Here is a 21,132-nt window from a genome sequence, read left to right on the forward strand (position 1 = left end):
GTTTGGTGAGATCCGGCTTTCATGGCATCCTGCGGTCTTCGACAGCTGCGGGGGCGGCCATGGAAGAAGACCCGAACACGGGTACGGGCGAACGCCCGAAGATCCTCAACAACGTTACGGGCTGGATCGGCGGATTGACCGCCGTGGTCATTGCGCTCGCGGGGCTGAAGGCCGCCTACAACCAACTGAATCCTTCAGCACCGGCGGAACCTGCCGATGCGCAGCAGGCCGCTTCGACGGAGCCGGTCGAAGACGCGAGTGCTCCAGTCGACGAGCAGGCAGCCGCCGCCGAGCTCCCGACCAAATATACCGGGACCTGGGAGAACAAGGACGTCACGCTCGAATGGCGGAACGGCATCTGGGTCGAGACGACCGCCGGCGGCACCGACGACGAGATCGTCACCAAGTACGAGCAATTGTCGCGCAATGAGACGACGACGAACGCCATCGATCGCGACCGCAAGCTCTACGTACGCTGGCCTACGGACGGCGGAACGCTCGAAGAGAGCGAGGACGGCAACACCTGGACCCGCTCTTACGAGGTCACGGCCGCCTAGTTCGTAATGAATTCGTAGGCGTCCCACTCGCCTCGGCGGGCATTGATCCCGCGGGCGCGTAGAGCCTCGATGTGCGGCGCGAGCCTGGCCTCGAACTCCTTGTCGTCGCGCGGACCACGCGGCCGCCAGGCGATCTCCGAAAGCGCGAGGAGGCGAGGGAAGGTCATGAACTGCAGGTAGCGCTGGCTTTCGATGAACTCCGTCCAGACGGCGGCCTCTATGCCGATGACCTGTGAGGATTGTTCGGGCGTCAGGCTGTCCGGCACGGGCTCCCAGGCGAGCATCTTGGCGATGGACTGAGGCCCGCCCTTGTTGCCTTCCCACGGCGCGCCCGGCTCGCCCTCGCCCTGATGATAGTCGAAGTACAGCTGGTCGGCCGGTGACATCACGACCTGGTATCCACCCTTGATCGCGGCATCGAGGACTTCGGGCTTATCGCGCCGCCACCACTGGATGACGACGCCTTTCGGTGCTTGAGCGTCGACCTGCTCGTCCCAGGCCATCGGGCGCTTGCCTAGACTTTCGATGATCCCGACGACCTTTCGCCCGAAATAGGCCTCGACGTCGTCGGTGGTCTTGAGGCCGTTCTCGGCCTTCAGGCCATCCACGTCGGCCATCTTCTTCCACGTTGCGTCGTCTACCTCATCGCCGCCGAAGTGGAGGTAAGGCGCGGGAAAGATGCGGGCCACTTCGGTAAGGACCCCGCGGACGAAATCGTAGGTCTTCGGATTGGCCGGATTGAACGCGCCGCCCGCATCGTCGAAATATTCGGGATAGGCGCGAGCGGCCGCTCCGGCATGGCCCGGCATTTCGATTTCGGGCACGACCATGATGTGCCGGTCGGCGGCATATTGCACGATGTCGCGCATCTCGGCCGTCGTGAAGAAGCGCGGCTTTCCATCGACCAATGCGCCGACTTCCGTGAGCTTCGGATAGGACGGAATCTCGAGCCGCCAACCCTGATAGTCCGTGAGGTGAAGCTTCAGGACATTGAGCTTGTAGGCGGCCATCTCGTCGATGATGCGGAACAGTTGTTCCTTGCCGAAGAAGTGCCGCGCGACGTCGATCAGCAGTCCGCGCCACTTGAAGCGAGGAGCGTCTTCGATCTCGACAATCTCGACCATTTGAGAACCGCTCGCCGACTTCGTGACGAGCTGGCGAAGCGTCTGCGCCCCGTAAAAGAGGCCGGCTGCATCGGACGCTTCGATCCGGATTTCGCGAGCAGTGACGCTGAGCCGGTAGGCCTCGGTTCCGGGGACGACACGCTTTGAGACGATGCGCAGCTGGATGGACCCACGTTGCCCGGTCTTCATGTCCAGCGACTTCGCCAGGAATGCGGCAGCCTTGGCAGCCTCGCCCTTGCCGCTGACCACCGTCTGAGCGTCGAGGCGAAATTCGCCTTGGCTCGAAGTCATCGAAACGGGCGCCGGTATGAGCGCTGGAGCGGCCTCGACCATTTGCAGAGGCAATAACGCAAACAAGAGCAGCAACGCGCCCGACCGAAACTTCATTCTCAACTCCCCTTGAGACGCACCTCGGCTGCCACGCGAGCCGTCCCAAGGGAAGTGTGAACCGTCCCTCCCGGGCGATTTTGCAGTCTACCGGCCGCCGACCTCGGCCGCGGGAAGATCGATGCGCAGCGTGCCGTGGTTGTCGGCTGCAACTGGCGGGTATTTGGGCGGCTCCGGAACGGGCGGTACCGGAGGCGAAGCGCTCGCGATCTGTCGAACGAGATCGCCGGGCCCCGCAAATGCGAAGTGGCTGTGGTCGCCTTCGTCCAGAGACTCGATCATCCTGAAGCCGGCACGCTGAAGCGCCGCTGCGACTTGGCCGTGCGTAACGCCCGGGCGGCGGGCGACGTCGATTGCTCGGCCTTGCAGGTGATAGCTGTTGGGCACGCCGCCAACTTCGCGATTGTGAGCCGGGGTGCGGAAAACGCTTGTGACCGCCCCGTAGCTCGCGGTCACGGCAGCGGCGCTCGCGACGTCGGAGCGAACGACAGAGGGTGCGGTCTTAGCCGCAGCGGGCACCGCCACGACTGCCGCAAGAATCCAAACGCAAGCGGGGTACCGGCTCATAAGATCGCTCACCGCTCTGCTGCGAAGCGGAGCCAATGACTCTCCAGACGCCGTAAGTCCATGCTTTTGCGGCAACTCTCGTCCCGAAACGGGACGAACGCGGCAGAATCAAACCAGCTTGATCTCCCGCAGGCGCTCCTGGAGATAGTCGTCCGCTGTTACTGGCGGCCACTTCGGTTGCTCGCCCGCGGGCACCGTGCCCGGTAGCGGCTCGATCAAAAAATCCGAGCGGAAGTGAAGGAAGAAGGGCATTGAATAGCGCGCGTGGCTGGCGCGCTTCGGCTCCGGGTTGACGACGCGATGCGAGGTGGAGCGAAGCCGCCCATTCGTCAGGCGCTGCAACATGTCGCCGATGTTGATCACCAGCTCGCCAGGCTTCGGCGCGACGGGGATCCAGCGTGCGTCCTTCGTCAAAAGCTCCAGGCCCGCTTCCTCGGCGCCCAGCAGAAGCGTGATCGTGTTAATGTCCTCGTGCGCGCCGGCGCGGATGTGCTGGCCGGTCGGCTCGGTCTGCGGCGGATAGTGGAGCAGGCGGAGAACGGAATTCCCGTCTCGAACCGTGTCCGCGAAATAGTCCTCGTCGATTTTCAGGTAGCGAGCGATCGCGCGCAGCACTTTGAGGCCCGTGCGGTCGAAGGTCGCGTAGAGTTCGGTGAACGTATCACGGAAGCTCGGCACCTCTTCCGGCCAGACGTTGTCAGGCAGGTGCGCGCGGAACTTGTGGCCTTCGGGAAGGTCGCGGCCGACGTGCCAGAATTCCTTGAGGTCGTGCGCCTTGGCGCCCTTGGCGGTCTCGATTCCGAACGGCGTGTAGCCGCGCGCGCCGCCGCCGCCCGGCTGGAGATACTTGCGCTTCACCGCGTCTGGGAGAGCGAAGAAGGCCTTGGCCTTTTCCTCGGCGCGGTCGATCAGCTCTTCCGGTATGCCGTGGTCCGCAATGATCGCGAAGCCGTAATCCTCGAAGCTGAGGCCCAGTTTCTGGGCGAATCCGTCGGTGTGGGATTCGGCGTCCTTCAGGGACACGGACGCAATGTGGTCGGCGGTAATCGTAGCCATGATTTGCCTAATAGCAGAACGGTTTAGGGAAGCATCAAGCTCGCGAGGGCGGCGCTCATCAGGTTGGCGAGCGAGCCCGCCAGAAGCGCGCGAATGCCGAGCCTGGCGATCACGGGACGCTGGTTCGGCGCCAGGCCGCCCGTCACCGCCATCTGGATCGCGATCGAGCTGAAATTGGCGAAGCCGCACAATGCGAAGGTGACGATGGCGCGGCTGCGGTCGGACAAAGCGCCGCCCATCTGACCGAGGTCGATGAAGGCTACGAATTCATTGAGGACGAGCTTCGTGCCGAACAGGCCGCCCGCCGCATTCGCCTCGTTCCACGGCACTCCGATCAGAAACATGATCGGCTGGAACAGGTAGCCGACCAGCCGCTGGAAGCTGAGATCGGGGATGCCGACCATGTTGCCCAGCCCGCCGAGCAGGCCGTTCGCGAGGGCGACAAGCGCGACGAACGCGAGCACCATGGCGCCGACGGCGACCGCCAGCTTCACGCCGGTCTGTGCGCCTTGCGCCGCAGCCATGATGATGTTTGCCGGCTTCACGCCTTCCTCGAAGGTTTCCGCGACGTCCACGTTCGCGTCCTCGGCGGCTTCGGTATCGCCCGGTTCGTCCGGCATGATGATCTTGGCCATCAGGATGCCGCCAGGAGCGGACATGAAGGCCGCGGCGAGGAGGTAGGGCAGGTAGCTTTGGCCGAGCAGGCTCGCGTAGGCGGCGAGGATGGTGCCGGCCACGCCCGCCATGCCGACGCACATGACGGTGAACAGTCGCGACGGCGGAAGCGCCGCGAGATAGGGACGCACGACCAGCGGCGATTCCGACTGGCCGACGAAAATGTTCGCCGCAGCGCTCAAAGACTCGACGCGACTGATGCCCGTGACCCAGCCGATCGCCCCGCCAACCCAGCGGACCACGCGCTGCATGATGCCGAGATAGTAGAGGATCGAAACGAGGCTCGCGAAGAAGATGATCACCGGCAGCGCGGCGATTGCGAACGTGTGGGCGAGGGGATTCTGATCGCTGGGCCCGAACAGGAATTCCGTGCCCTTGTTCGCATAGCCGAGGAGGTTGGCCACGCCGCCGGAAATCGTCTGGATGCCGGCGCGGCCCCAACTGGTCCACAGGACCAGCCAGGCTATGAAGGCCTGAAGTGCGAAGGCTGCGCCAACGACGCGCAGGCGAATGGCCTTGCGGTTGGTCGAGAGCAGCCAGGCGATGGCCAAAATTGCGACGATCCCGGCAATGCCGAGCAACTTGTTACTCACTCGCGGCTCATCCCTCGAAAAGCAGTTGGCGCTACCAGACCATGCCTTGCGTAGCGCGCTCTGCCGCTTCGTCCAGCAGTTCCAGGGCTTCCTCCGGCGTCGTCGCGACGAGCAATTGCTTGCGCCGGGACTCCGAGAGGAAGCCGCTCTCGGTGGCATGGTCCATGAATTGGATCAGCCCGTCCCAGAAGCCGCCGACATTGAGCAGGCAGAACGGCTTCGCGTGATAGCCGAGCACGTTCCAGCTCCAGGCTTCGAACAATTCGTCGAGCGTGCCGATTCCACCCGGCAACGCGATGAAGGCATCGGCGAGATCGGTCATCTTCGCCTTGCGCTCATGCATGTTGGCGACCGTGTAGAGCTCCGTAACGCCGGTGTGCGCGACCTCGAGATTGACCAAAGCTTTCGGGATCACGCCGTAGACGTGGCCGCCCTCAGCGAGCACGCTGTCGGCGATAAGGCCCATGAGGCCAAGACGGCCGCCGCCATAGACGAGATCGACGCCGCGGCTGACCATGGCCGCAGCAGTCGCCCGCGTCGCATTCGCGAACGCAGGATGCGTTCCGGGCGCGGACCCGCAATAGACGGCAAGACGCTTCACATTGTTCACAGGCGCACGATCTCCCGCAGGTCCTTTTCGGGCCGCGCGCCGAAATGTGAAATGACTTCCGCGGCCGCGAGTGCTCCCGCTTCGAGGCAACGTTCCAGGGTTCGAGCCCGGCAGCGCGCGGCAAGGAAGCCTGCGGCGAACAGGTCTCCCGCTCCCGTCGTGTCGACCACCTTCTCCACCGGCACGGCCGGGATTTCGACGCGCCTATCGCGTTCAACGGCGAGTGCTCCCGCAGGTCCGCGCGTGACGATCAAAGTGCTGACCAGCGGCTCAAGTCTGGCAATGGCTCCGTCGAGATCGGCCGCGCTCGCGAGGAGCTTCGCCTCGTCCTCATTGGCGAAAAGGATGTCGACCATTCCGCCTTCGATCATTCCCAGCACGCCTTCCTTGCGGCCTGGGATGCACAGGCTCTCGGAGAGAGTGAAGGCGACGGTGCGCTCGGCTTCGTGCGCGATTTGCGCTGCGCGAAGCATGGCGTGCCGAGGGCGGTCCGGGCCCCACAGATAGCCTTCGAGAAAGATCACTGCCGCGGACTGGATCAGACGCTCGTCGAGCGCTTGCGGAGTAAGCTCATGGCTCGCACCGGGGCAGGTGTTCATCGTCCGCTGCGCGTCGGGCGTCACCAGGATCAGGCAGCGCCCGGTTGGTGGACCTTCCGCAATCGCTGGCGTCTCGAAGCGGACGCCGAGCGCCTTCATGTCGTGCGAGAAGATGTCGCCCAACTGGTCGTCCGCGATCTGGCCGATGAAGGCGGCGTCGAGACCGAGCGCGGCAACGCCCGCCATGCTGTTTGCAGCGGACCCTCCGCTGATCTCGCGCGCAGAATCCATCGCGCCGTAAAGCGCATCGGCCTGCGGAGGATCGAGCAGCTGCATCGAGCCCTTCGCGAGCCCGTGCGAATCCAGAAAGGAATCGTCGCAGGTCGCGATTACGTCCACGATCGCATCACCGATCGCCACAACATCGAGTTGGGGAGAAGTCACGGCGGCGCGCCTAGCCGCGAGGTGCGACGGCGGTCAACGCCAAGTGCTTGCGCCTGCGACGAAAGCCTTTAGGCCATCGCGCCCATGACCTCCGAAGTTCAAGCCGCGGCGGGCGAGCCGCAGTCTGCCGTTCCCACAATCCCCGCCTCCCTGTTTGCCTTTTCGATCTTCTACGGTGGCATGGTCTGCATCGCCGGAGTGCTGGGCAACAAGCAGGTGGCGCTTGGACCGCTGGCGGTCGAGGCGGGCATCTTTGCCTTCCTTCTGCTGGTCGTGACATCGAGCTCGGTCGCCGAGCTTCATGGTCGCACGACAGCAAATCGCCTTGTCATGATCGGCTTCGTGCCGCTGCTCGTTTCGCTGGCCCTGAGCATCCTTGTGCTGGCGGTGCCTGCATCGCCGGACATGGCTCCGGATCGCTTGGCCGCCTTCAACACGATCATGGGTGGGACGCCGCGCATCTGGCTCGGCGGTATCCTAGCGTACGGCATTTCGACCTTTCTCAACGTCACGATCTTCACCCGGCTGAAGGCGCGGGAAGGGGCGAAACTGCTCTGGCTGCGGGCGGGGATCGCCAGTGTGCTGAGCCAGATCATCGACACGCTCATCTTCATCTCGGTCGCATTTTACGGGGTCTTCCCCATCGCTGGACTGCTGCTGGGTCAGATGCTCGCGAAGGTCGTCCTTTCGGCCGTCCTCGTCCCGCCGGCAGTCTATCTGTTCGTGGCGCTGGGGCGCAAACTGGACCAAACGGCGGCGTAATCCGTCAAGTTCGCGCGGCGGCTCCGAGCGAGCCGTGGCTCGAAAACAACAGTTCCATATTAAAACTGGGAACCGGTTACGGCTGTCACTTCCTTGTCTTAATGGACCCCTAGCGGCTGGGCCGCGCTCGAAGCGCAACGCTTCGAGTCAGTTTCCAAACAATCATCATCGGGGTTCCAAGCGTGAAAAAAGTCGTTCTGCTGTGCACGACAGCGGCGTGCATTATGCCTACTGCTGCCTATGCCCAATCGACGGGTACGGTCGAGTTTGAGAAGGAAGCGGTTGTCGTTACCGGCAAGCGCACCAAGGAAGTCGGCGGCATTCAGGTGCCCGACGCACCGAAGGCAAAAGCCGTCGTCACCCAGGAGATGATCAGCCGCAGCGGCCCGGGCCAAACGGTTCTCGACACGATCAACATCGTCCCGGGCGTGAGCTTCCAGAACAACGACGCCTACGGCAACGCCGGCGGCACGCTGACGATGCGTGGCTTCGATTCGACCCGCGTGAGCTACACGCTCGACGGCATCCAGCTGAACGACAGCGGCAACTACAACATCTACTCGAACTTCTCGATCGATCCGGAACTGATCGAGCAGGTCAACGTCAACCTCGGCTCGACCGACGTCGATTCACCGACCGCTTCGGCCGTCGGCGGAACGATCAACCAGCGCACGCGCACTCCGTCGGAGAAGATGGGCGGCCTGATGAACCTGTCGCTCGGCCAGTTCGACTATCGCCGCGGCTTCGCGATGTTCGACACCGGCGTCTTCACCCCGTGGGGAACTCGCGCCTTTGTCGCCGCGAGCACGTCGAAGTACGACAACCCCTTCAACAATTATGGCAAGCTCGATCGTCAGCAGTACAATGCGAAGATCTGGCAGCCGATCGGCAGCAACGGCGACTTCGTCTCGATCGCCGGCCGCTATAACCAGGACCGCAACAATTTCTTCGGCTCGCTTCCGCTGCGTTGGGACACGGCCCAGGCCAACGGGCAGCCACGTGTCGTCGGCCCGGGATCGAGCAATCGCTTCCCGCACAACAATGACGAGCGCGAGTACGACATCAATTATCCTTGCCAGGTCGACGTCCCGCAGGCCGGCATCGTGGATTCGACCAACACCTGCGGCACCGAATTCGACCGCCGCTACAACCCGTCGAACAGCGTGAACATCCGCGGAAATTCGAAGTTCTCGCTTACGGACCAGCTCACCCTGACCGTAGACCCGAGCTATCAGTACACCAAGGCAAACGGCGGTGGCACGATCACTGGCCGTGAAGGCGTGCGGATCATCGACGGAATCGAGTACACGGGCTTCATCGGCGGCCAGTATTACTTCGGCCACGACCTCAACGGGGACGGTGACGATATCGACACCTGCAGCCCTGTGGGTTCGGCCTGCTCCAGCTTCGAAGGCGTGACGCTGCTCGCGCCAAGCCAGACCCGCACGCGCCGCTACGCGGTCGTTGCCGGTCTCGCTTACGAGATCAATCCTGATCACCTCGTCCGCGTGACCTACACCCATGATTATTCGAACCATCGCCAGACCGGCGAAGTCGGGTTCCTGAAGGCGAACGGCGAGCCTGTCGACGTCTTTCCGGTCAACGACCCCATCGAGGATTCGAACGGCAATGTCGTGCAGAAGCGCGACCGCCAGTCCTATGCGATCCTCAACAAGTTCGCGGCGGAATATCGCGGTCAGTTCGGCGCGCTGCGCGTCAACGTCGGTGCCAGCCTGCCCTACTTCAAGCGCGATCTGGAGAACTATTGCTTCACCACGTCGGCGAACGGTTTCGTGGACTGCTTCGGTGGCGATGCTCAACTCGAGCAGGCCTATGCCGAGGAGTTCCCGACCGTTCAGGGCCCGCAGAAGCGCCTGTTGAAGTACAACAAGCTGCTGCCGAGCCTCGGCGTGGTTTACGACTTCTCGCCCACCATCTCGGCCTTCGCGAGCTATACCAAGAACATCTCGGTCCCGAGCACGGACAATTTGTACAACGCTTTCTTCTTCCCGGCCGATACGGCCAGCGCGAAGCCGAATCCTGAAACGACGGATTCCTTCGACGCCGGCGTTCGCTATCGCAGCTCGAAGGTCCAGGCGCAGCTCGCCGGCTGGTTCACCAAGTTCAACGATCGCCTGGCTTCGGCCTACGATCCGGAACTCGATCGTACCGTATTCCGCAACCTCGGCCGAGTGGACAAGTGGGGCATCGACGGCTCGGTTGCTTACGAACCGATCCGCGAGCTGACGCTCTACGCCTTCGGTTCGTGGCAGCAGTCCGACATCAAGGACAACATCCAGATCGGCACCTTCGGCGGCATCACAGATTGCGACAACATTCCGAGCACGGCCACCGACGCCGACATCCTGCGCAGCTGCGCACTGACGGCCGGCAACTTTGAATCCGGCTCGCCGAAGTACACGTTCGGCGGTTCGGCGGTTGGCCGATTCAGCATCTTCGAGCTGGGTGCCACCGTGAAGCGGACGGGTCCGCGGTACGTGTTCGACACGAACCTGCCGACCTTCTCGGGTGCGCTGGGTTCGCCGGATGTGGTCGAGATCTTCCCGGCGAAGGCCCCGGCCTACACGCTGGTGAACCTCGACGCCCGCATGAAGCTGACCATGCTGAAGGGGCTGGAGAACAGCTACTTCCAGCTCAACGTCTACAACCTGTTCGACAAGTTCTACGTCGGCGGGTTCGGCGGCAGCCTCAACCAGGCCTTCAGCGGCACGAACTACGGTAACCCGGCGTTCGTCCAGATCGGCGCTCCTCGCACGATCTCCGGAACGCTGAGCCTCGCTTTCTAAGCGAGCTTCGTTCGAGAGTTAAAAAGGGGCGGCGCCTCACCTTCGGGTGGGGCGCCGTTTTCTTTGGTGGTGGGGCGGAACGAGCTCGGCCCCGTGTTTCCGATCAGGCTGCTGGGCGCCGAAGCGTGCGCACGCGCGCGTTGCTTTGATCGGCCATGCGCTCGACTCCTTCGTTGGCCGGCTCGTGAATGTGCATGAGCGAGCTCATCAGCGCGTCATCGTCGCTCGAGCAGACGCCGAGGACCAAAGCCTCGTCGCATTCCTCCGCCGCGACATAGGCGTGGCCCATGTTCGAATCGATGTAGATCGCCTCGCCCGCCTTGAGCGTGACGGGATCGTAGAATTCCGTGTGGACGATGATCGAGCCTTCGAGGACGTGGATATATTCCTCGCCCGAATGGGAGACGAGGTCCCCGAACTCCGCCAGAGACTTCGCACGGATGCGGGTCAGCACGGGGATCATCCGCTTCCGGCGAAGCTCCGTGCATAGATAATAATAGTCGTAGTTGGAGGTTTCGACGCGGATCGCGTCCTCCAGGCGACCGATGCTGCGCCGAGCGGTGACGGCCTCCGGCGGCTCCGATTCGGCGAAGAGCTCCGAGATCGGAATCTGAAGGTTTTCGCTGACCTGGGCGAGCTTGTCGTAGGTCAGAGTAAGCCGGTCGTTCTCTACCTTCGACAGGGTCGATACGGGGATGCCGCTGCGCTCGCTCATCTCGCGAAGCGTCCAATTCCGATGGCTTCTCAGCTCTTTCAGAATCCGTCCCAGTGTCGGTCGACCGCTCAACGAAGATGCTCCCGTAACAGGTTTGACATTTTTCCAATCAGGACCATTATGGCCTCATCCGACACACGTTGGCATAATAAGGCGATTTCGCTCTGGCGAGCAAATCGTTCGAAAGGGGAGACAAAAATGCGGAAATCGGCTGCATTCCTTGCGGCGGTTCTGGGTTGTGCGATTCTTTCTGGGGCGTACGCCCAGTCCGCTCAACCGACTTTGGTGCCGACGCCGGCGCCGAAAACGCAGCAGATGCCGGTGCCGCCGGTTACGACTGCTCAGCCGGAGGGCGCTCAGCCCCTGACCGCAGAGAACGTGAACGCGTGGCTCGACGGTTTCGTGCCGATCTCGATCGGCAAGAACGACATCCCCGGCGCGGTCGTCGTGGTCGTCAAGGACGGCCAGATCCTGACCAGCCGAGGTTATGGCTTTGCGGACGTCGCCAAGCGCAAGCGGGTCGATCCGCATACGACCCTTTTCCGCCCGGGCTCCATCTCCAAGCTGTTCACCTGGACCGCCGTCATGCAGCAGGTCCAGGCGGGCAAGCTCAATCTCGACGAGGACGTCAACAAGTACCTGGACTTCAAGATTCCGCCGCGGAACGGCAAGCCGATCACGCTGCGCAACATCATGACGCACACGTCCGGCTTCGAAGAGCAGGTCAAGGACCTGATCGCGGTCGACCAGAAGAAGTACGTCCCGTACGACCAGATCCTGAAGCGCTGGGTTCCGAAGCGCGTGTACGATCCGGGCACGACTCCGGCCTATTCGAACTGGGCGACCGCTCTCGCCGGCTACATCGTCAGCCGCGTTTCGGGTGAGCCGTTCGAACAGTACATCCAGAACCACGTCATAGCTCCGGCGGGCATGAAGCTCGCTACGTTCCAGCAGCCGCTTCCGGCCAACCTGAAGCCTTACATGGCGGAAGGTTATCAGCCCGGCAGCGACAAGGCTTACGGCTATGAATATGTCGGCGTCGGTCCGGCCGGCAGCCTCGCCGCCAGCGGCGACGACATGGGGCGGTTCATGATCGCCCATCTCGCGAATCCGAGCCCCCTGCTGAACCCGCAGACCAAGGCGCTGATGCACACGACTGCGAACGACCCGATCCCGGGCCTGCAGAAGATGTCGCTCGGCTTCTACCAGTCGGACATCAACGGGCACCGCGTGGACTCGCACGGTGGTGACACCGTCGCTTTCCACAGCGACCTGCACCTGTTCCTGAACGACGGCGTCGGCCTGTTCGTCTCCTTCAACAGCCCGGGCACGGCGGGTGCGGCTCACGGCCTGCGCAACGCGTTGCTCGAAGAGTTCGCGGACCGCTATTTCCCGGGTCCCGCGGACACGCGGAAGATCGACGCCAAGACGGCTCGCGAGAACGCTGAAAAGCTTGCCGGCACCTGGTCGACGTCGCGCCGGTCCTTCTCCAGCTTCATCAGCATCACCGACCTCATCGGCCAGACTAAGATCGGCGTCGACAAGGACGGCAACCCGCTCATCGCCGACGGCCTCGCCGCCGGCTTGAACGGCCAACCGCGCAAGTGGATCGCGGCCGGCCCGATGCTGTGGCGGGATGCGAACAGTCACGAGACGCTCGGCGCGAAAGTCGTCGACGGCAAGGTCGTTCGCTGGAGCCTGGGCAGTGTTGCTCCGATCATCGTCTGGGATCGCACGCCCTGGTACCAGAACTCGTCCTGGCTGCTGCCGCTGACCTACCTCAGCCTTGCGGTCCTGTTCCTGACGGCCGTGTTCTGGCCGGTCCGGGCAGTGGTCCGGAAGCGCTACGGTCAGGCTCTCGAGCTCGATAAGCGCGAGTTGAAAGCCTACCGGGCGAGCCGCATCGGAGCGACCGCGATCCTGCTGACTCTGGTCGCCTGGATGGTCGCCATCTCGATGATGTTCAGTGACCTCAACCTGCTCAGCTCGGCCTTCGTACCGGTCGTCTTGATCCTCCAGGTCCTCGCGATCGTCGCCTTCTTCGGCGGCCTCCTCGCGGTGCTCTGGTACGCCTCCATCGTGTGGAAGCGTAAGGGCGGGTTCAAGGCCACGTGGAAGGCCAAGACCTGGAGCGTGCTGCTCGTGATCTCGGCGCTGACCGTGCTGTGGATCGCCCTCGTCTACCACCTCGTCGGCCTGACGACCCAGTACTGATGGGGCAGACGCTTACCTATCGGGTGGAGACCCACCGTCTCGCCGCCCCGTTCCGAATCTCGGGCTATGTGTTCGAGGCATCCGATGTGGTCGTCGTCGAGCTCGACGACGGCCAGCACCGGGGCCGGGGCGAGGCGGCGGGCGTCTATTACTTGCGGGACGAGGCTCCGCAGATGGTGGAGCAGCTCGAGGCGAACCGGTCGGCGATCGAAGCTTGCGAAAGCCGCGAGGCCCTTCGTCAGCTTCTACCGGCCGGCGGAGCCCGCAACGCCATCGATTGCGCGATGTGGGAGCTGGAGGCGCTGCGGACGGGCACTCCAGCGTACCGCCTCGCCGGAGTCGATACGCCGCGGCCGCTCGTCACGACCTTCACGCTGGGCGCCGATGATCCGGATGTCATGGCGGAAGGCGCGCGGAAGTACGCGGGCGCCAAGGCCATCAAGATCAAGCTAACCGGCACGCTGCAGCTCGACATCGCGCGCGTTCGCGCGATCCGTGAAGCGCGGCCCGACGTCTGGCTCGGCGTCGATGCGAACCAGGGTTTTGGGAAGCACGATCTGCCCGCGCTCGTCCAGGCGATGGGCGAGCAGAAGGTTTCGCTGATCGAGCAGCCTCTGCCGCGCGGCAACGAGGCTGATCTCGAAGGCTTCCAGAGCCCGATCCCGATTGCGGCGGACGAGAGCGCGCTCTCGCTGGCCGACGTTCCCGGGCTCGTTGGTCGCTTCGACGTCGTGAACATCAAGCTCGACAAGTGCGGCGGGCTGACGGAAGCGCTGCTGATTGCCGACGAGGCGAGGCGTCTCGGCATTCGCGTGATGGTCGGCAACATGGTCGGGACGAGCTGGGCCATGGCTCCGGCCTTCATCCTCGGCCAATTCTGCGACTTCGTGGACCTCGACGGCCCGACCTTCCTCAAGGAGGATCGCGTTCCCGGCGTCGATTACGAAGCGGGCCAGATCTGGTGCTCCGACGACGTGTGGGGAACACCCGCGGCGGTGCTCGCGGCGTGAGCCAACCGTCGAACTGGTTCGGTCAGCCGCGAGGACTGACCATTCTGTTCCTCACGAACATGTGGGAGCAATTCTCCTACTTCGGCATGCGTGCGCTGCTCGTCTATTACATGACGACGACCCTGCTGTTCGGGCAGGAGAAGTCCTCCAGCATCTACGGCCTGTACACGGCGTTCGCGTACTTCACGCCGATCATCGGCGGCACGATCGCCGACCGCTGGCTGGGCAAGCGCCGCGCCGTGATCATTGGCGCGACCGTCATGGCGGCGGGCCATTTCATGATGGCGTTCGAGCCCGCCTTCTACTTCGCGCTCGCGACGATCGCGCTGGGCAACGGGCTCTTTCTCCCAACCCTGCCGAGCCAGATCAACGACCTCTACACGGCCGACGATCCGCGCCGGCCGTGGGCCTATAACGTCTATTATGTCGGCGTGAACGTCGGCGCTTTCCTCGCGCCGCTCGTTTGCGGGTTCCTCGGCGAGACCTACGGCTGGCACTATGGCTTTGCGGCCGCCGGAGTCGGCATGCTCGCGGGCCTCGCCATCTATTTGTGGGGCAACCGCTACCTGCCCTCCGAGGCGGCCAGGCAGGTGCTTCCGCCTGCGAAGGCCGGCACTCACCGCGGCCGTGACACGGTGTTGCTGCTGCTGGGCATCGGCCTCGCCGTCACGATCTTCCGCGGCGCTTACGAGCAGATCGGCAACACATTCGCGCTCTGGATGCGCGACGACGTCGACCGCGTCATCGACGGGGTCGAGGTCGGCGCCTCCATGTTCTTCTCGCTCAACCCGCTGCTGGTCATGGTCATGACGCCGCTGCTGCTCGCCCGCTGGAAGAAGCAGGCGGAGCGGGGACGTGAGCTGTCGGTGATGCACAAGATGGCCGTTGGCGCGCTGATCGTGGCCGCGTCCTACCTGCTCGTCGCTGGCGCCGAGGCGTTCAGCGGCGGCGGACGGGCGCACTGGATCTGGCTGCTGTCCTACTTCCTGCTGTTCACGCTGGGCGAACTCTACATCCTTCCGAACGGGCTCGGCGTGTTTGCCCGTCTGGCTCCGCCGAAGCTCGGCGCGACAACGGTCGCCTCTTGGTACTTGGCGATCTTCACCGGGAGCCTGCTCGCGGGTCAGGTCGGACGCCTGTGGAGCCACTTCGGCCACGCGCAATTCTTCGTGATGCTGGCCGCGATCGCAAGCTGCGCGGCAGTCCTGCTCTATCTTCTCGACGGTCCGACCAAGCGCGTGCTTGCCCAGGCGCAGGCGCGCGTCGCCGACGATCTCACCGATGTTCCCGAAGGAATTGCGAGGCCGCAGAATGCTTGAGGCGCGAGTGAACAGGCGTGGCGTATTGCTGGGAGGACTTGCGGTCGGCGCTGCTGCATTCCCGATGATCAATCGCGGCAGTTTTGCCTTCGCCGCGGCGCCGGGGCGGGCCTATTCCGCCCGTGCGGTCAAGGTCGTCCGCGAGTCCCTCGTGATCGATATGCTCGCGCCGCTGAAGCTCGACTTCGATCCAAAGTTCTTCGACCAGGGTTTCGGAGCCAAGGACCTCGCCGATTACAAGGCGTCGGGCATCACTGGCTTCCACCACAGCGTCGGCATCGGCGGCCCGGATGCCAAGGAGCAGGCGCTTCAGTTCCTCGCTTCCTACCAGGGCTGGGTAGGACGGCAGGCGGACCTGTTCACGCTCGTCGGAACGGTCGGCGACCTCGACCACGCGAAGGCCGAGGGCAAGTACGCCGTCATCATGGGCCTTCAGAACGCGGAGATGTTCCAGAAAGCCGAGGACGTTCAGGACTTCTACCGGCTCGGGCTGCGCTGCGCGCAGCTGACCTACAACAGCCAGAACCTGATCGGCTCCGGCTCGACGGACCGGATCGACGGCGGCGTCAGCGACTTCGGCGAAGCGATCATCAAGGCGATGAACAAGGTCGGCATGCTGGTCGACACATCGCATTGCGGGGAGAGGACCACGCTCGACGCGATCGAGCTGTCGCCCAAGGCGATCGCGGTCACGCACTCCAATTGCAAGGCGCTCAACCCGCACCCGCGCAACAAGTCCGACGAGGTCATCAAGAAGCTCGCGGCGAAGGGCGGCGTGATGGGGATCACGGGCGTCCGCATGTTCGTAAAGGACAAGGATCCGACGACCGTGTCGGACATGGCGGATCACGTAGAACACGTCACGAAGCTGGTCGGCGTGGAGTATGTCGGCATCGGATCGGACGCCGACCTCAACGGCTACGACGACATGGCGCCCGACCAGTACAAGGCGCTGAAGGCGTCGTACAAATCCAGCTACGCGTTCCGCGACAAGATCGACATCGACGGGTTCGATCATCCGACGAAAGTCTTCGATCTCACCGAAGAGCTCATCCGTCGCGGCTACTCGGACGCGAACATCAAACTCGTTCTCGGAGGAAACTTCAGGCGCCTGTTGGGGGCGACCTGGGCCTGACCTTGGGGAGGTCGGGCAATTGAATGAAGGGGAATTGTAATGACTAGGCTCGGTTCACGGATCACATTGTTTGCGTCGGCGGCATTCATCAGCACGGTCGCCTCGACCGCGGCCTCTGCGCAGGACGCACAGCCGTCCACATCTGAAGCGGTAGTCTCTCAAGGAACGGAAACTGCTCAGTCCACGGCGGATCAGCAAAATGCGTCGGGCGGCGAAATCGTCGTCACGGCGCAGAAGCGCGTCGAAGCGTTGTCGGACGTAGCTCAGTCGGTCAGCGTGGTCGGTGGCGACACGCTGGAGCGGCAGCAGGCTGACAACCTCCAAGACTATTTGGCACTCGTTCCGGGCCTCAGCCTGACGGGCGAAACTCGCGGCGTGTCCCGCATCTCGCTGCGCGGCATCAACACGGGTGGCGTCGCGTCGACGGTCGGCGTCTACGTCGATGAAGTTCCGTTCGGATCGAGCAGCGGCCTGGCAAACGGCGCCATCCTCGCCGGCGACTTCGACACGTTTGACGTTGCCCGGATCGAGGTGCTGCGCGGTCCTCAGGGGACTCTCTATGGCGCCAGCTCGCTAGGCGGCGTTCTGAAGTTCGTCACCAATGCGCCGAACCCAAACAAGTTCGAAGCTCGCGCGCAGGTTTCGCTCGAAGACGTGGCGCACGGCGGTCTCGGTTATTCTGGAACGGGCATGGTCAACGTGCCACTGAACGACAAGATCGCGTTCCGCGCCAGCGGCTTTTACCGCAAGGACGCCGGCTACATCGACTCTATTGGCAACAATCCGGTCACCAGCCTGATTGATCCCGCTGACGTGATCATTCCCGGCTCGCGTGTCGACAAGAACATCAACGAGCTGAAGTCGTACGGCGGCCGCGCATCGCTGCTGTTCAACGCGACGGATGATCTTTCCATTCGTCTGAGCGCGCTCGTCCAGAACACCAACAGCGACAATTCGGACTATGTTGAGGTTGATCCGGTCACGTTGGATCAGAGGTATGGCGGACTGGTTCAGTCGCGCTATCTGAACGAGCCCACGAAGATCAAATATCGCGTCTACAGCGGGGTGCTCGACTACGACTTCGGGTTCGCTAACCTGACTTCCTCGACGAGCTACGGAAAATTCTCCGAAAACTTGCACCGGGACCTGACTCTGAACACCGGGCTGACGGGGCCGGGCACTCCGCTGGGACCACTTGTCGACCTGCTATACGGAACGGGGGACCCCCGTCTCAGTGCGCTGCTCGAGCAAGTCACGTCGACCAAGAAATTTGTGCAGGAACTGCGCCTTGCATCGCCTGACAATGATAAGTTCGAATGGCTTGTGGGCGCTTTCTACACCAACGAAGATTCAGGAATTAATCCTCAAAACTACGTGGCTGTTGATGCAATCTCCGGTGAGCCAATGTCGAGCATTCCATTGCTGGTCGAAGGCTTCCTGAATTCGAAATTCAAGGAATATGCGGCGTTCGCGAACGGGACCCTACATGTCACCCCCAAGTTCGATCTGACGCTCGGCGGACGTTGGAGTCACAACAAGCAGTCTGCGGAGCAGTTCTTCACTGGGGACCTCCTCGGCGGTGCCGTGATCGAATTCTCCGGACTGAAGTCTGACGAGTCCGTCTTCACCTACTCGGTCGCACCGCGCTACGAAATCACCGAGAACACTTCCGTCTATGCGCGTGTCGCGAGCGGCTACCGTCCTGGCGGACCGAACGTTCTTCAGCCGGGTGCCGATGCTCCGGCGACGTACGACTCCGATCGGCTGATCAGCTATGAGGCTGGCCTGAAGGCGGACTGGTTCAACCGTCGCCTCTCGCTCGACTTCTCGGCCTTTTATCTCGACTGGAAAGATATCCAGCTCTTTGCAGTGATCAACGACTTCGGCGTCAACGCCAATGGCGGCACGGCGGTGAGCAAGGGCTTCGAGTTCACTCTAACCGGGCGGCCCATCGCGGGACTTTCGCTATCCTTGAACGGTGCGTACACGGACGCGCATCTAACGAAGAAAACCGATCCGCTTATCGGCGGCCTGAAGGGCGACCCGCTGCCCTATATTCCTGATTGGAGCTTTGGCTTCAACGCGGACTACGAATGGCCGATCACCGACACTCTGAATGCATTCGTCGGAACAAGCATTAGCTACGTCAGCGATCGCACGCCGGACTTCGGAGATCGGGCCCCCGATGGAGAACTCCTGCATCTCGATTCCTACGAAACCTTCGACCTGAGAGCGGGTGTCGAAACAGGCCGCTGGATTGTGCAGGCCTATGTTCGCAACCTGTTCGATTCACAGGGGATCACCAGCGTTACTTCAATCGATCCCGGCACGTTCGCGAACGACGCTGGGGCGATCGGCATCATCCGTCCCCGGACAGTCGGACTGTCGGTCGGAACCCGGTTCTAGTCGATCACAACATGGCACAGGAGGCACGGCTGCAACGGGGAATTGAGTCAGGCTCGGCGAGTTCAGGCCGATTACCGCAGCCGTACCTTCTGTTCCTGGGTGACACGGTTGAGGCTGGTTTTGCGAAGACGGCGTTCGGTCTTCGCGACTGGGCTCCTGACCTGTGCGTCGGTGAGTTCGCGCTCCCCGGCGCGCAGGTTACCGTCGGGCTTCCCCAAATGCGACCTGCGGACGCGGCCGACAAGGGCGCTCGGGCGCTGGTGATCGGTGTCGCCAATTCCGGCGGCTACATCGCGGAGTCCTGGATCCCGGCGCTGGTCGAAGCCCTCGAAGCGGGTCTCGACATCGTCAGCGGGATGCACGCGAAGCTCGTGTGCATTCCCGAGCTTCGCTACGGCGCGGAGCGGCTGGGACGGCGACTGATCGACATTCGAACGCCGCCCGCGAACCTTCCCATTGCCACGGGGCTGAAGCGGACGGGCAAGAGGTTGCTGACAGTCGGCACGGATTGCGCGCTCGGCAAGAAGTACACCGCGCTCTCGATCGCCCGCGCCTTCGCGGACAGGGGCGTGAAAACCGACTTCCGCGCGACCGGGCAAACAGGAATCATGATTTCAGGCGGCGGCATCCCGATGGATGCGGTCGTGGCTGATTTCGCCGCCGGTGCTGCTGAGCTGCTTAGCCCCGGTGCCGCCCCGGATCATTGGGATGTGATCGAGGGGCAGGGCTCCATCCTGCACCCGGCCTATGCCGGCGTGTCGCTTGCACTGCTGCACGGCAGCCAGCCGGACGTGTTCGTCGTCTGCCATGACCCGAGCCGCTCATGCCTGCTGGGTGACGAGGAATTCGCCGTTCCCCCGGTCGAGGAGATCATCGACCTCACGATCGCGCTTGGGCGGCGGACCAATCCGGCGATCCGCTGCGGCGGCATTTCGCTGAATACCTCCGCGCTGGACGCAAGTGAAGCCGACGAACTCTGCAGGACGGAGACGGCTCGTCTCGGCTTGCCGGCTGCGGACCCGATCCGCCGCGGTCCGGCGTTTGATGCCCTGATCGACGAGTGCCTGAAAGCGTGACCGCGACGGCCGCCGATCCCCAGCACAGCTGGTTCAAGCGGATTCTCCTTCCGGGCCTGGCGCTCAAGGCCTTCGTCATCGGCGGCGGCTACGCCACGGGTCGGGAGCTGGCCGAATTCTTCCTGCCGTCGGGACCTCGCGGCGGCCTGATGGCGATTGCCTTCGCGACCGTGATCATGAGTCTGCTCTCGGTCATTACCTTCGTGGTCGCTCGGCGGCTGCGGGCGTTCGATTACCGCACGTTCTTCAAGCGGCTCGTGGGTCCAGGATGGATCGCGTTCGAGCTTGCCTATCTCGCACTCGTCGTCCTGATCCTCGCCGTCTACGGGGCCGCGGCAGGCGCGATCGGCACTGCCGTGTTCGGCGCGGCAGGATGGGTCGGCACCGTAGTCCTGATGCTCGGGATCGCGGGCGTCGTCGCCTTCGGCAACAAGGCCGCGGAGGAGCTCTTCACCGGCGTCTCTTACCTTCTCTACGGCGTCTATGCGCTGTTTATCGTCTTTGCGCTGGCGACGTTCGGTCATCTCATCGGCCCGGCTTTCGCTGCCCACAGCGAGACCAGCGGGTGGGCCATGGGTGGGCTCACCTACGCCAGCTACAACACCGTCGGCGCGGTCATCATCCTGCCGGTCCTCCGCCATCTCGTAAGCGACCGCGACGCAGTGGTTTCGGGCATCATCGCCGGGCCGCTGACGATGGTCCCGGCGCTGCTGTTCTTCATCCCGATGGTCGCCTTCTACCCAGCCATCAAGGACGCGCCGCTGCCGTCCGATTTCCTGCTTCAGAAGATGGGCCAACCTTGGTTCCACTACCTGTTCCAGGCGATGATCTTCTCGGCGCTGCTCGAGAGCGGCACCAGCGCGGTGCACGCGGTCAACGAACGCATCTCTCAAGCCTGGCAGGCGCAGCGCGGGACCGAGCTGACGCATCGCGCGCGCCTGACGATCGGCCTCGTGTTGCTCGCATTGTGCATGTTTGCCGCGGGTCGCTTCGGCCTCGTCGACCTCATCGCAAAGGGATACCGGGCGCTCGCCTACATTTTCCTGGCCGTCTTCGTCCTGCCGCTCCTGACGGTGGGCGTGTGGAAGATCGTGCGCAACGATCGCGACAGCGAGCCGGCGCTTCAGAACTAAAGG

At 63.3% G+C, this 21,132-nt stretch carries 17 protein-coding genes; 10 read left to right on the plus strand and 7 right to left on the minus strand.

The genetic code is table 11. From position 1 onward, the window contains the following. Nucleotides 1-59 precede the first annotated feature (59 nt). Nucleotides 60-557, plus strand: coding sequence for a hypothetical protein (locus LZ016_RS01105; RefSeq protein WP_241445219.1), 498 nt, complete (start codon nt 60-62; stop codon nt 555-557). On the opposite strand, the gene LZ016_RS01110 is transcribed toward LZ016_RS01105, so the two are convergent. From LZ016_RS01110 to LZ016_RS01135, 6 genes are all read right to left on the minus strand, one after another. Beyond that, on the minus strand, nt 554-2,068 hold the full coding sequence (locus tag LZ016_RS01110) for a beta-N-acetylhexosaminidase (protein WP_241445221.1): 1,515 nt from the start codon (nt 2,066-2,068) through the stop codon (nt 554-556). The genes LZ016_RS01105 and LZ016_RS01110 overlap by 4 nt on opposite strands. Nucleotides 2,069-2,155: 87 nt before the next feature. Beyond that, a complete protein-coding gene (locus LZ016_RS01115) occupies nt 2,156-2,635 on the minus strand; it encodes a D-Ala-D-Ala carboxypeptidase family metallohydrolase (RefSeq protein WP_241445223.1) in 480 nt (159 codons plus the stop codon). 108 nt (nt 2,636-2,743) lie between these two features. Continuing rightward, on the minus strand, nt 2,744-3,691 hold the full coding sequence (locus LZ016_RS01120; protein ID WP_241445225.1) for an isopenicillin N synthase family dioxygenase: 948 nt from the start codon (nt 3,689-3,691) through the stop codon (nt 2,744-2,746). Nucleotides 3,692-3,714: 23 nt separating this feature from the next. After that, nucleotides 3,715-4,959: a NupC/NupG family nucleoside CNT transporter gene (locus LZ016_RS01125; RefSeq protein ID WP_241445226.1), complete on the minus strand. Its 1,245-nt coding sequence runs from the start codon at nt 4,957-4,959 to the stop codon at nt 3,715-3,717. Between the two features lie 31 nt (nt 4,960-4,990). Then, complete coding sequence (locus tag LZ016_RS01130; protein ID WP_241445228.1) at nt 4,991-5,560, minus strand: LOG family protein; 570 nt, start codon at nt 5,558-5,560, stop codon at nt 4,991-4,993. Between the two features lie 5 nt (nt 5,561-5,565). Continuing rightward, a complete protein-coding gene (locus LZ016_RS01135; protein WP_241445236.1) occupies nt 5,566-6,552 on the minus strand; it encodes an adenosine kinase in 987 nt (328 codons plus the stop codon). Nucleotides 6,553-6,636: 84 nt separating this feature from the next. Between LZ016_RS01135 and LZ016_RS01140 the strand changes: the two genes are divergently transcribed. Both LZ016_RS01140 and LZ016_RS01145 read left to right on the plus strand, forming a co-directional pair. Next, a complete protein-coding gene (locus LZ016_RS01140) occupies nt 6,637-7,314 on the plus strand; it encodes a queuosine precursor transporter (protein WP_241445238.1) in 678 nt (225 codons plus the stop codon). Between the two features lie 224 nt (nt 7,315-7,538). After that, nucleotides 7,539-10,121: a TonB-dependent receptor gene (locus LZ016_RS01145; protein ID WP_241445243.1), complete on the plus strand. Its 2,583-nt coding sequence runs from the start codon at nt 7,539-7,541 to the stop codon at nt 10,119-10,121. 103 nt (nt 10,122-10,224) lie between these two features. Here the strand turns inward: LZ016_RS01145 and LZ016_RS01150 are convergent, their stop codons facing one another. Then, nucleotides 10,225-10,836, minus strand: a complete 612-nt coding sequence (locus tag LZ016_RS01150; protein WP_241445244.1) for a helix-turn-helix domain-containing protein — start codon at nt 10,834-10,836, stop codon at nt 10,225-10,227. Between the two features lie 198 nt (nt 10,837-11,034). On the opposite strand from LZ016_RS01150, the gene LZ016_RS01155 reads away from it, so the two are divergent. Genes LZ016_RS01155 through LZ016_RS01185 form a run of 7 tightly spaced genes read left to right on the plus strand, consistent with a single transcriptional unit; the run spans nt 11,035 to nt 21,129 of the window. Continuing rightward, nucleotides 11,035-13,050: a serine hydrolase domain-containing protein gene (locus tag LZ016_RS01155; RefSeq protein WP_241445245.1), complete on the plus strand. Its 2,016-nt coding sequence runs from the start codon at nt 11,035-11,037 to the stop codon at nt 13,048-13,050. Further along, nucleotides 13,050-14,060: a dipeptide epimerase gene (locus LZ016_RS01160; protein WP_241445246.1), complete on the plus strand. Its 1,011-nt coding sequence runs from the start codon at nt 13,050-13,052 to the stop codon at nt 14,058-14,060. The genes LZ016_RS01155 and LZ016_RS01160 overlap by 1 nt, the downstream gene beginning before the upstream one ends. Beyond that, on the plus strand, nt 14,057-15,379 hold the full coding sequence (locus LZ016_RS01165) for a peptide MFS transporter (RefSeq protein WP_241445247.1): 1,323 nt from the start codon (nt 14,057-14,059) through the stop codon (nt 15,377-15,379). The genes LZ016_RS01160 and LZ016_RS01165 overlap by 4 nt, the downstream gene beginning before the upstream one ends. Nucleotides 15,380-15,386: 7 nt before the next feature. Then, a complete protein-coding gene (locus LZ016_RS01170) occupies nt 15,387-16,514 on the plus strand; it encodes a dipeptidase (RefSeq protein WP_241445248.1) in 1,128 nt (375 codons plus the stop codon). A 39-nt stretch (nt 16,515-16,553) separates the two neighbouring features. After that, nucleotides 16,554-18,920, plus strand: coding sequence for a TonB-dependent receptor (locus tag LZ016_RS01175; RefSeq protein WP_241445250.1), 2,367 nt, complete (start codon nt 16,554-16,556; stop codon nt 18,918-18,920). An 11-nt stretch (nt 18,921-18,931) separates the two neighbouring features. Continuing rightward, on the plus strand, nt 18,932-19,996 hold the full coding sequence (locus LZ016_RS01180; RefSeq protein ID WP_241445251.1) for an N-acetyltransferase DgcN family protein: 1,065 nt from the start codon (nt 18,932-18,934) through the stop codon (nt 19,994-19,996). Further along, complete coding sequence (locus LZ016_RS01185) at nt 19,993-21,129, plus strand: YkvI family membrane protein (protein ID WP_241445253.1); 1,137 nt, start codon at nt 19,993-19,995, stop codon at nt 21,127-21,129. The genes LZ016_RS01180 and LZ016_RS01185 overlap by 4 nt, the downstream gene beginning before the upstream one ends. Nucleotides 21,130-21,132 lie beyond the last annotated feature (3 nt).

This window comes from Sphingomonas telluris, assembly GCF_022568775.1.
GTDB classification, from domain to species: Bacteria; Pseudomonadota; Alphaproteobacteria; order Sphingomonadales; family Sphingomonadaceae; genus Sphingomicrobium; species Sphingomicrobium telluris.